Below are 11244 nucleotides of genomic sequence, written 5' to 3'. Positions count from 1 at the left end.
AAACGGCACGCGGACCGGCGATTATCTTGATCGAGCAGAGATACGGGAAGCCTACCTCGAAGAGCTTATCGACTTCCTGAGGATGCCGACCGTTTCGGCGCGAGGCGACATGGAGCCGATGCAGGCCGCCGCAGATTGGCTGGTCCGGCGGCTTCAATCCCTGGGGGCGGAAACGCGGCTGCTCGAAAGCTCCGGCTTTCCCATCGTCTATGGCGAGATCAAGGGAGACAGTCCTCGCAGCATCCTGTTCTACAACCATTACGATGTGCAGCCGCCCGAGCCCTACGAAGCCTGGAGCAGCGATCCGTTCGAACCGGCGATCAGGGACGGCTACCTTTTCGCCCGGGGCTCCGACGACAACAAGGGCTCCTTGATGTCACGGATCCACGCCGTTGAATCCGTGCTCAAGGAGAGAGGCAGCCTTCCCGTAACGGTGAAATTCCTCTTCGAGGGGGAAGAAGAATCCGGTTCCACCAGCCTTCCAGGAACAGTTCAGCGCTATCAGGACCTTCTTGCGGCGGACGCGTGTATTTGGGAAAATGCCCGTCGCGATGATGCCGGCAATCCGAGTGTCGCCCTCGGGAACAAGGGAATGCACTCGTTCGAGTTGCGGGTTCGGACGGCGAATACGGATTCGCACTCGGGAAAAGCCAATATCTATCCCAACGCGATCTGGCGTCTGATCTGGGCGCTCGCGAGTCTGCGGAGTTCCGACGGTGCTATTCTCGTCGACGGCTTCTACGACGGCGTTCCACCTCTCTCCCCGGCCGATGAGGAGCTGTGTCGCAACACGCCCGCCAATGGAGAGGCTCAGGCGCGCAAGCTCGGCCTGACGGAGCTGATGTCGGGCAATGACAATCTCTCGGTCAATCGCGCTCTCTACTACACACCGTCATTCAATATCCAAGGCATCAGCGGTGGTTATACGGGGCCTGGGCACAAAACCGTCATTCCTTCTGAAGCGTTTGCCCGGATCGAGTGCCGCCTGGTCGGTGACCAGGACCCGGACGACATCGCGGCGAAGATCGCTCTCCAGTTGCAGAAGAACGGCTACGGCGATGTGGAGATCGTCAGCAAGAAGGCGGGGGCTTGGCCTTACCGGACTGCGGTCGACCATCCCTTCGTGCAGTTGGTGAGCCGAACCGGCGCGGAGGTCTACGGGCGGCCGATCGTGCTCATGCCGAGCTCACCGGGAACCGGACCGCGTTACGTGTTCAAATACGTGCCGGAAATGCCGATCGTCGCGTTGGGAGTCGGGCACGCGAACAGCCGGGCTCACGCACCGAACGAGAACATCGCCATTGAGGATCAGTTCCTGACCACGAAGCATGTGGCCAGCATTCTGCGCCAGTTCGCGGGTGTGTAGACGCAAGAGACTATAGAGCCATAATAACCGACAAGAGGGTCCAGAAATGAAGCGAAAGTGGTTTGCGGGCATCATGCCGAAAGTGGCGGCTGCGATGCTGATCTCCGCCGGGCTGAACTCGGCGCAAGGGAAGGATCTGGTCATTGCGCAGGGGATCGATGTCCCCGGCTTTGACATTCACAATCACAGCACGACCGCGGTCGAGGCCGTTTTCGTGAACCTCTTCGACTATCTGATTATGCGCGACGGCAAAGGCGAGCTGCAGCCCGCTCTCGCAACCAGCTGGGAGCAGGTTTCCGATACGGCGATGCGGTTCAAGCTCCGTGAGGGTGTTCTGTTCCATGACGGTCAGGAGCTGAAGGCCGAGGACGTGAAGTTCTCGATCGAACGTCCGGCCCTCGACAAGGGGCTCATGCAGAATTCCTTCTACAATACGATCAAGGAAGTGGAGGTCGTCAACGATCGCGAGGTGATCGTCCATACCAAGGAGCCGGATCCCATCCTCCTGAACCGACTCAGCCGGATCGGATCGGGAATCGTACCGAAGCACTATGTCGACAAAGTCGGCTGGACCGGGTTTGCGACGAAGCCGATCGGCACCGGGCCCTTTCGCTTCGTCGAATGGAAGCGCGACGACCGTGTCGTCATGGAGGCGTTCGACAAGCACTGGCGCGGACGCCCGGCCTGGGACAGGCTCATTCACCGCACAATTCCGGAGGATTCCACGAGGGTCGGTGAACTGCTGAGCGGGGGCATCGACATTGCGACCAATATCCCGAGCCAGGACGTGGAGCGGGTCAAGGCTTCGGGAAAGGCCGTCACCAAGCCTTGGCCGAGCTTCCGGGTCATGACTCTGTTCGCCAACATGAAGGAAGGATCTCCGCTGGCCGATCCCCGGGTGCGTGAGGCCGTGGACCTCGCCATCGACGAGAAAGCGCTCATCGATACGGCGATGAGCGGGCTGGGCATTCCTGTGCGCGGGGCAGTGGCTCCAGGGCTCAGCGCCGTACCGATGGATCTGCATAACACGTCCCTCTATGATCCGGACAAAGCGGTGAAGCTCCTGGCCGCCGCCGGTTATGGGCCGGGCCAGCTGTCGCTCAAGCTGCAGGGGCCCAGCGGCCGATATGCGCTCGACGTGGAGATGATGGAGGTCATCGCCGTCATGTTGGAGACCGTCGGTATCAAGGTCGAGATCGAAGCGCTGGAATGGAGTGCCTATCAGAGCCGCGTTTGGGAACCGAACAAGATCGAAGGACTGGCCTTGATTGGTCACAGCAACTCCCTGCAGGATGGTTTTCATGCCGTCCAGCGTGCGCGCTGCGGATATGAATTCAGCAAGAAGACCAGTTGGTGCGACAAGCGGTTCGACGAACTTGTGAACCTGTCGGCGGTCACGGTCGATCCGAAGAAGCGCGACGAGTATCTGTCGGAGGCATTCCATCGCTTGACGGACTCACGTTCGATCCTCTTCCTGTTCCAGGTGCAGAACATCATCGGTATCAACAAGGCCGTTGATTGGGAGCCGAGCCCGGACGAGCAACTTTGGATGTTCGACGCAAAGCCTGCGAGCAATTGAGAGAGCCCCCGGGCATGTCTAGAGCATCGAACGCAAGAGTGGGAACCGGTTTTGCGTGAAAAGATGCTCGATAACAGAGACTTGCTGCATCGGATGTGGGTTCGATTCCACACGCGATGCAGGAGACGCGAGCGAAGAGGACGGCATCGGTCATGATCAACTACGTCATTTGGCGAATACTCCAGATGATCCCGATATTGCTGGGTGTCACTCTCATCGTCTTCGTGTTGCTGCGCGTGTCCGGGGATCCCGTTCTGCTGATGCTTGGCGAGGATGCCCAGCCTGAACAGGCCGAAGCGCTCAGGCTGGCGTTGGGATTGGACCGCCCTCTCTATCAGCAATACCTGATGTATATGGCCGATCTCCTGACGGGAGATTTCGGAAACTCATTGCGATATAACGGCCAACCGGCACTGCAGGTCGTCCTCGAACGGCTCCCTGCGACCGCCAGTCTCGCGGCCATGGGACTGTTCTTTGCAATTGTGATCTCGCTTCCGGCAGGGATCATCGCGGCTCTGAACCAACACAGAATACCGGATCACATCGCCTCGTTCTTTTCCATTCTTGGACAGGCCATGCCGAATTTTTGGCTCGGGATCATGCTGATCCTGATCTTCGCCGTGACGCTCGGCTGGTTTCCCGTGTCAGGAAGCGACAAACCTTTCTCGGTTATCCTGCCGGGTCTCACACTCGGCTCGGGCCTCGCCGCGATCCTGACCCGGATGCTAAGATCGTCCCTGCTCGAGGTCATGCGGCAGGATTATATCCGGACGGCTCGGGCGAAGGGATTGCCGCAACGGGCAATCGTCGTTCGGCACGCCCTTCGCAATGCCGCGCTGTCCTATCTGACCGTGATCGGTCTCGAAGCCTCGGCACTCATGGCGGGCGCCGTCGTAACGGAGCAGGTCTTCGCCTGGCCGGGTATCGGTCTTCTGGCCATTCAGGCCATCAGCTCGAGGGACATGGCCGTGGTTCAGACCATCGTCATTCTCTCATCGGTCATCGTCATGAGCATGAATCTCCTCGTCGACATTCTTTATTCCGTTGTTGATCCGAGGATCCAGCATGGCTGACACCGAAACGCTTCAAAGCTTGAGCTCGCCGCTTGCCGTGTCCGGCCGTGTACTGCGTCTCAGCCCTCTCGCGACATTCGGCCTGGGGATGCTGGCGATCTTCGTCCTGATGGCCGTCTTCGCGCCCCTTCTGGCGCCTTATGATCCAACCGCTCCAAATCTCCGCGCGCGTCTCGTGCCGCCGATGTGGCTCGCCAAGGGAAGCATGGATCATATCCTTGGAACGGATCATCTCGGGCGGGATATGCTGTCGCGACTCATCTATGGCAGCAGAATTGCTCTCAGCGTCGGATTTCTCGGCGTCGCACTTGCTTCATCCATCGGAATATCGGTCGGGCTGATTGCGGGCTTTTGGCGAGGTCGGCTCGATTCCATCCTGATGGGCGTGGTCAACATCCTGCTGGCGATCCCGAATACGCTGTTGTACCTGACAGTGCTGGCGGTGTTTGGCCAGAGCCTCTTGCTGATGATTATCGTGATCGGCTGCATCAACTGGACGACTTTTGCCCGCGTGGTGAGAGGCGAGGTCCTCAGCCTCAAAGAACGCGAGTTCATAGAAGCCAGTCGTTCGATTGGCCAACACCCCGTGATCATCCTCCTGCGGCATGTTCTTCCGAACGTTCTGGGGCCCATCATCGTGATTGCCACATTGAACGTGGCAACCCTCATCATTCTTGAGGCATCACTCTCCTTCCTCGGGTTCGGCGTGCAGCCTCCGACCGTGACTTGGGGCAGAATGCTGGCCGACGGCCGCAACTATATCGCTACCGCTTGGTGGCTCGCCGCCATTCCGGGCCTGATGATCACCGTTCTCACCCTGTCTCTGATCTTTATCGGGGATTGGCTGCGTGACCGGCTGGATCCACGGAACGCCTCATGAGGGGTCGGGTTCGCCGACGGCCGGGAGGTCGGACAAACGATTCTTGGGGGAGAGCCACATGACGGACACACGCGAGCGATCGGAGGCCCCGGTTCTATCCGTGAAGAACCTGACGACATCCTTCCGCATGAAGGATGGTGAGTTTCGCAGGATCGTCAAGGATGTCTCGTTCGATGTCGGGCCGAGGGAAACCGTCGCCATCGTCGGAGAGTCGGGCTCTGGAAAGAGTGTCACGGCTCTTTCGATCATGCGATTGGTCGCGGCGTCCAGCAGCCGTATCCAAGGCAGCGTCTGTCTTTGCGGAACCGAGCTACTGTCACTGCCGGAGCAGAAGATGCAGGCTGTTCGCGGCAACGAGATCGCTATGATCTTTCAGGAGCCGATGACCAGCCTCAACCCTGTCCTTCCAATCGGGTATCAGATCGCGGAGGTCTTGATCCGTCATCGGGGAATGTCCAAATCCGCCGCGCAGGCGGAGGCGATCCGGCTTCTCGACAAAGTCAGGATCCCGGAGGCGAGATCCCGCTTCAAGGAGTACCCGCATCGCCTTTCGGGCGGCATGCGGCAGCGCGTGATGATCGCGATGGCGTTGGCATGTCGACCCAAGCTGCTCATCGCGGATGAGCCCACGACCGCTCTCGACGTCACGATTCAGGCGCAGACACTTGCCTTGATCAAGGCTCTCCAGGAAGAGGACGGCATGTCGGTTCTCTTTATTACCCACGACATGGGCGTCGTGGCCGAGATCGCCGACCGTACCGTCGTAATGTATAAGGGAGAGGCCGCGGAGATCGGGCAGACCGAAGACATTTTCGATCGGCCGAGACATCCCTATTCCCGCAATCTTCTGTCCTCGGTGCCGAGACTCGGATCAATGACCGGGTCCACGAAACCCATGCGCTTGCCTGTCTTCGAGACCGGCGACAGCACAGCCGATATGCTGCTGCCGCGGCAGGCGACGAAGCCCGGTCCCAGTCAGCCGATTCTATCCGTCCGAAATCTGACGACCCGGTTCGATATCCGTTCCGGCCTTCTCCGCAGGGTCGGAGGGCGCGTCCATGCCGTCGAGAATGTGTCCTTCGATATCCTGCCGGGAGAAACGTTGTCTCTTGTCGGGGAATCCGGTTGCGGCAAGTCAACCACAGGCCGCTCCGTGGCCCGCCTTGTCGATCCCGTGAGCGGTGAGATCTTTCTCGACGGGACCAACATCATGGAACTCGACCGCAGGTCGCTTCGCGCCATGCGGCGCAAGATTCAGATGATCTTTCAAGATCCCTTTGCCAGCCTGGACCCTCGCATGACGGTCGGCGCTGCCGTCGCTGAACCGATTCTGACCCATGGCGCGCAAACAGGACCGATGGTGAGGGAGAAGGTCGCCGACTTGCTCAGGCGTGTCGGTCTGAGCGCCGATATGGCAAGCCGGTATCCTCACGAATTTTCCGGGGGGCAAAGGCAGCGGATCTGCATCGCCCGTGCGCTCTCGTTGGAGCCGAAGCTGATCGTCGCCGATGAAGCCGTTTCCGCGCTCGACGTGTCGATCAAGGCGCAGGTCATGAATCTGCTGCTCGATCTCCAGGAAACGCTGGGCCTGTCGTATCTCTTCATCTCGCACGATATGGCAGTGGTCGAACGCGTCAGTCATCGCGTGGCCGTCATGTATCTCGGCGAGATCGTCGAGATTGGCCCCCGATCGGCAGTGTTCGAGAACCCTCAACATCCCTATACGAGGAAGCTCATCGCGGCGGTTCCCATTCCGGACCCTGCACGGCGGGGCATGAAACGCCTGATTTCGAGCGACGAGATCCGCAGCCCTATTCGACCGCCGGATTATCAGCCGCCCATTCGTGTGTATCGTCAGATTTCAGAAGGGCATTTTGTCCAGGAATGGGGTGAGGAGTGGCGGAGCGCGGCATAAACCCGGCCAAGCCTGAAACACCGAGCCCATATGCCATGGAGCGGCATGGCATATGCCAATATCGTCGTTCGGGACGGGTGGAAATTTAGATGCGCATCATCGTTCTGAAGTGATTTTCGACCGCTCGCTTGAAGCTGAGCGCTGCAGGCGTCAGCGAGCGGGACCTGAGATAAATCGTTGAAAGGCGAGATGTGATCCGGGGTGGATCGATGGGGCGTGCCGAAAAGAAGTCATCGGCTCTGCACTGAATGCTAGCGCCGCTCTGAATGGAAATGCCTTCTCCGCGCTGTACGAGCTCATAGATCATTTGGGGCGTGTTGACAGTGATGAAATGATTGAGCCTGAAGCCCTCTCGGGCCGCCGCGCCATCGAAGATTTGGCGAATGACCGATGTCGGAGGAAATGAGATCATCGGCTGGTCGCGCAGCGCAGTGAGACTTATCCTTTCCTTCGCGGCAAAGGGATGGTCCTTCCTGACGATGATATGATAGGTCGTTTCGCACAATTCCTCGACCACGAGATCCTCGCTCGCCTGCATGAACGAAGCCAGGGCAAAATCTGCAACCCCGGCGCGGATCTGGTTGACGACTTCGCCCCGCAGGGCCTCCCGGATGTCGATGACGACCTTCGGATATTGCTTCCGATAGGACGAAATGATCTCGGCGATGAGACCATTCGCAAGGGACAGGGGGCAGGCCACGACAACGTGGCCGCCTGTTTCGTTCTGAAGTGACGAGAGGGCCTCGGCAGCGATATCGAACTCGCATAGAATGCGGTCAACGCTCGGAAGAAAGCCGGCCCCTGCAGACGTCAACGTGACGTTACGGGTGTCCCGATGGAAGAGCTTGAAGCCCAGTTTCTCTTCCACGGACCTGATGACGCGCGAGAGACCGGGCTGCGACATGCGGAGCTCTGCGGATGCGGCAATGAAGCTCGAGTACTTGGCAACCGTCTGTACGGCCCGCAGTTGCTTGGAACTCAGATCGGGAAGCGTTGGAGCCATTCTGAATCCTCCTGGAGGAACGATCCGCCATGGAGCGGGAAAGGTGTCGACAGTTTGCAACCATCCTTCATCAAAAGCCTTTGGGGGGCAAGGGCTGGAGACAGCTTGAGCCGGTGCGGTGCTCTTGATGGAACGTTACATAAGGTCATAGGTCGATATTCCTGCGATGACCATCTCCGGCTTCACGAGCACCGTCACTGTGGTCTCGAGGCCCATACTGGGATTTCGCGAGACTGGTTCCAGACGGCGCCGAGACGCCATTGAGACTTCACGCAGCCACACGACGTGCTTGAACGGGTCAGTCCCCGGCGATCTGGGGCCTCACATCCGGGTTTCCGGCGAGGATCCGGGCAGACGCTCGGAAAGGAGAGGCGCTTTGGCGTTGAACGACGCCGAACTCGACCGAATGCCGGCCGAACAGGACAGGTTCCCGGGGGAGGACGACATCGATCCGGTCGCTTCTGACGCTGCCTTGAAGCGCGCGTAACGAACCTCCTGAACGGATTGCACAGGCGGCGACAACCCGGATGGCCACGGATGCTGTGCTCATGGATGAAACTGGCCCCGGCGCATCGTGCGGGCCGAGTTCCAGCATCGGATGGGGGCGATGTCACATCCGATGCTCTCGTATCATGCCGGGTCCGGTCGCGGCGGGAGGCATAGGGCCAAACTGGCCGCCATAAGATTAATGGCTGGTCAACGCCTATCGGGCATCTTGCTCATGCACCTTGAGACTGTGGACAGGGGCTGCGCAATTGACAATGAATCCCATGAAGTGGTCGATCTGACATGTCGGGCTGGCGAGACGAGAGAAACGAGAAGGCGCGAGCCCGACTGAAGAGGCGCCTGTCGGAGCACTTTCCCGCATGCGTTCTGTCGCATGCGCACAGGCAGCCGTTGATTCCGCCCACGCAACGGCGCGCCATGGAGTCGTATTGGCGTCACCGTCCGCTCCTGGCCGATCGGTTGGCTCGGGCACTCGCGGCCAAGAGCGGGCAACCCGCTGGCTGGCAGTGGCGTCTCGGTTCCGGCAAGGAGGAAGGGTTGCCGATGTCGTTCCGCACGCCGCCATCTCCGTACCGCGAGCCTGCCTTCTCGCTTGGATCAGGGCATTGCTGCGTCTGTGGGCAGCCTGTCTATCGCTTAGGATGGCACCGTGATGTCTGGGGTGACGGCACATCCAACAAGAACGCCACCTGGCATACCGCTTGTGTCGTCGCGTGGCAGCTTTGGACCGCGCCCGCGGATCATCTGAGGATGCTCAAGCTGCGCCAGAACAGGAAATGCGCGACCACCGGACGTCGTCTGCTGCGGACCGCCGAGGTGGACCATCGTGTTCCGCTCTTCGCCGTCTGGTCCCAACATCGTGCAAGACCCTGGCCGGACGTGCTTGCCTTCTGGGGCGTTCCCAATCTCCAGGTCATCAACCGGGCGGCTCATGTCGAGAAATGTGCCGTAGAGGCTGCGCAGCGATCGGAACGACGGAGAGTTCCACCGAGCGACGAACCGGTTTACGGCTGACCTCCGTGGCGCATAAGACGTGCAACTCATCACAGTCTCGGACGCCTTGGAGGAAGACGGGATTCCCACCGCAGCATTGTCCCGGCGGGGGATCCAATCCGATGCTCCACTCCTTGAATAGCGCATCGCTCAGAGCGGACCCGAAGGGCCACGTTCGTGAAAACCGGGTCCACTTTTCGCTCGCGCGGCCCGCCGGGTCCGCACGATGCGCCAAGGTATCGGACGTGTCGGCGAACTCACGTCCGTTGTTCAAGAATTAGGTCTCTTAACACAACGGCATCATTGTGCGCTTCATCGTGGGCTGAATACACCAACGTGACCGGCCCGCGCCGTGCGAGGGATTGCAGCCGATCGAGAAGGTCAGGCCTCTGGCGCACCTCCTTCGCATAGCGACCGCGGAATTCCTCCCAACGCTCGGGAGCATGTCCGAACCATTTGCGAAGATCGGCACTGGGCGCGATATCCTTCATCCAATCATCCAGAGCAGCGGATTCTTTGGAGACCCCACGAGGCCAAAGCCGGTCGACGAGGATGCGGGTGCCATCCTGGGCAGCAGGTGGCTCATAGGCCCGCTTGAGCCTGACATTTGCCGCTGGAACCTTTGTGCTCATTCGGAACGACCTGAATGTTGCGGAGTGATCGGGGAACACATTCTTTATGGGTCACGCGCGCCTTGCGACACCGCTCGAACCCTACTGGGAAAGCATGAAACTCCACGGCGCAGTCGGCCGGATGACCGAGATCCGTCAGACGGTCGACCGTGCCGTCAATCGTTGTTCGATCCGACACGAACCACGTCCCGGTCGGCTCCTTTGGCAGCCGCGCCACAACTCCTCATGCTTACCTTCAGCCTCAAGCTCCCGTTGGCGGTCAGCTTTTGCCCTCACCTGGCCTGCTGACTCATATGGCCCTCGAAATGGCCCATGAAAGTCATCCTTTCTCTGCCGGCATACCTCGCAACGAGGGAGCGGCATCATTGGGACTTGCTCGGGTCATCGGACGGGTTCACATACTTGATAACAAATGGGCCATCCGAGTCGATCTGGATGACGGTCTCAGGACTTGCGAAGGCAAAATGATTCATGTTCGCCGGAAGATCGACGAACCCGCCATCACCAAGTTTATCGGCTTTGGCCTCATCCAGTTTGTCACCCATGCCGAAGTTGAATTCACCGGAGATCACCGTCACGCGCTCAGCCGTGGGGTGGCTGTGGGCGGGAATTCTGTAGCCTGCGGGCAGCTTCAGCCGCATCGTGAATGGACCCGTTTTGGCAGGATCGCCAGACAGCACAGACATCTGGGCACCTTTGGGCACGATGGGCGGTGTGGGCTCCCATTGGAGTTGATCAGCCCTCATGGCGTGACCAGCTTTCTGGTCTTGGGCCATAACGTCGCCGGTCGCAGCGATGAGGAGGACTGTCATCAGGATGAGCGGGCGCATGGCGAACCTCTCTGGGTGTTGGTGGGCTCTCTCGGCTCGATGCCGATGGACAAGGCCGAGAGGGTCGCAAGCGGAGCAATTCCTGACTGCTGCGGCTTCAGAGGCCGCTCCCGGTCCGCGGTCCCTCGATGTCCGCTAGGCTAAGGCCGGTCCGGGTGCCTCAGTGGTCATCGCGGTTGGAGTTCGAAGGCGGTTCCATGCTGAACCTCCTTTCCAGGATGCACCGATCTTCCGAGGGTTGGCGCGCTGCACGACGGCAGCCGAGAAAGGGTCCGCCTCTCGTATGGTAATGTCAAGAACGAACATGCCGGCTGCCTGATCGACCTGCCCGTAGCCTAAATGCAAGACCGGACACAGACCGTCCCATGGGCGCCGTCATCCCAGGAGCAGGACATCGCCGGAGCCTTCAGAACATTGCGTCCGGTTCATCTGCTCCAGGGACATCGTTCGCGAAGCGGGGAGTATC

General features: G+C 59.8%; 9 protein-coding genes. 6 read left to right on the top strand and 3 right to left on the bottom strand.

What is annotated here, in order from left to right; translation table 11 throughout:
- The first annotated feature begins 82 nt into the window (after positions 1-82).
- The 5 genes from RE429_RS22540 to RE429_RS22520 all read left to right on the top strand — a co-directional run bounded on the left by RE429_RS22540 (position 83) and on the right by RE429_RS22520 (position 6813).
- Positions 83-1366 (top strand): M20/M25/M40 family metallo-hydrolase, encoded by a 1284-nt coding sequence (locus tag RE429_RS22540; RefSeq protein ID WP_414475562.1) that lies wholly within the window; start codon positions 83-85, stop codon positions 1364-1366.
- 46 nt (positions 1367-1412) lie between these two features.
- A complete protein-coding gene (locus tag RE429_RS22535) occupies positions 1413-2945 on the top strand; it encodes an ABC transporter substrate-binding protein (RefSeq protein ID WP_414475561.1) in 1533 nt (510 codons plus the stop codon).
- Between the two features lie 152 nt (positions 2946-3097).
- Positions 3098-4018, top strand: a complete 921-nt coding sequence (locus RE429_RS22530) for an ABC transporter permease (protein WP_414475560.1) — start codon at positions 3098-3100, stop codon at positions 4016-4018.
- Positions 4011-4898 (top strand): ABC transporter permease, encoded by an 888-nt coding sequence (locus tag RE429_RS22525; protein WP_414475559.1) that lies wholly within the window; start codon positions 4011-4013, stop codon positions 4896-4898. The genes RE429_RS22530 and RE429_RS22525 overlap by 8 nt, the downstream gene beginning before the upstream one ends.
- 58 nt (positions 4899-4956) lie before the next feature.
- Positions 4957-6813 carry an ABC transporter ATP-binding protein gene (locus RE429_RS22520; protein ID WP_414475558.1) on the top strand — a complete coding sequence of 619 codons (1857 nt, stop codon included), beginning with the start codon at positions 4957-4959 and terminating at the stop codon, positions 6811-6813.
- Positions 6814-6898: 85 nt separating this feature from the next.
- Here the strand turns inward: RE429_RS22520 and RE429_RS22515 are convergent, their stop codons facing one another.
- Positions 6899-7816 (bottom strand): LysR family transcriptional regulator, encoded by a 918-nt coding sequence (locus tag RE429_RS22515; RefSeq protein WP_414475557.1) that lies wholly within the window; start codon positions 7814-7816, stop codon positions 6899-6901.
- Between the two features lie 789 nt (positions 7817-8605).
- On the opposite strand from RE429_RS22515, the gene RE429_RS22510 reads away from it, so the two are divergent.
- The gene (locus RE429_RS22510; RefSeq protein WP_414475555.1) at positions 8606-9337 is read left to right on the top strand and encodes a hypothetical protein; all 732 of its coding nucleotides are present in this window, start codon (positions 8606-8608) and stop codon (positions 9335-9337) included.
- A gap of 236 nt (positions 9338-9573) precedes the next feature.
- Here the strand turns inward: RE429_RS22510 and RE429_RS22505 are convergent, their stop codons facing one another.
- Together RE429_RS22505 and RE429_RS22500 are read right to left on the bottom strand one after the other, a co-directional pair.
- Positions 9574-9948, bottom strand: coding sequence for a DUF488 domain-containing protein (locus RE429_RS22505; RefSeq protein WP_414475554.1), 375 nt, complete (start codon positions 9946-9948; stop codon positions 9574-9576).
- 362 nt (positions 9949-10310) lie between these two features.
- Positions 10311-10778 carry a cupin domain-containing protein gene (locus RE429_RS22500; protein ID WP_414475553.1) on the bottom strand — a complete coding sequence of 156 codons (468 nt, stop codon included), beginning with the start codon at positions 10776-10778 and terminating at the stop codon, positions 10311-10313.
- Positions 10779-11244: the final 466 nt, after the last annotated feature.

It is taken from the genome of Microvirga sp. M2, assembly GCF_047497095.1.
In the GTDB taxonomy this organism is placed as follows: Bacteria; Pseudomonadota; Alphaproteobacteria; order Rhizobiales; family Beijerinckiaceae; genus Microvirga.
Note: the sequence above shows the minus strand (reverse complement) of the source record. Positions and strands in the feature narration are given on the sequence as shown.

What these genes read in the sequence shown, in the direction of transcription:
- RE429_RS22540 (WP_414475562.1), top strand. Translation starts at nt 83, where the DNA reads ATGCCGACCGTTTCGGCGCGAGGCGACATGGAGCCGATGCAGGCCGCC.
- RE429_RS22535 (WP_414475561.1), top strand. Translation starts at nt 1,413, where the DNA reads ATGAAGCGAAAGTGGTTTGCGGGCATCATGCCGAAAGTGGCGGCTGCG.
- RE429_RS22530 (WP_414475560.1), top strand. Translation starts at nt 3,098, where the DNA reads ATGATCAACTACGTCATTTGGCGAATACTCCAGATGATCCCGATATTG.
- RE429_RS22525 (WP_414475559.1), top strand. Translation starts at nt 4,011, where the DNA reads ATGGCTGACACCGAAACGCTTCAAAGCTTGAGCTCGCCGCTTGCCGTG.
- RE429_RS22520 (WP_414475558.1), top strand. Translation starts at nt 4,957, where the DNA reads ATGACGGACACACGCGAGCGATCGGAGGCCCCGGTTCTATCCGTGAAG.
- RE429_RS22515 (WP_414475557.1), bottom strand. Translation starts at nt 7,816, where the DNA reads ATGGCTCCAACGCTTCCCGATCTGAGTTCCAAGCAACTGCGGGCCGTA.
- RE429_RS22510 (WP_414475555.1), top strand. Translation starts at nt 8,606, where the DNA reads ATGTCGGGCTGGCGAGACGAGAGAAACGAGAAGGCGCGAGCCCGACTG.
- RE429_RS22505 (WP_414475554.1), bottom strand. Translation starts at nt 9,948, where the DNA reads ATGAGCACAAAGGTTCCAGCGGCAAATGTCAGGCTCAAGCGGGCCTAT.
- RE429_RS22500 (WP_414475553.1), bottom strand. Translation starts at nt 10,778, where the DNA reads ATGCGCCCGCTCATCCTGATGACAGTCCTCCTCATCGCTGCGACCGGC.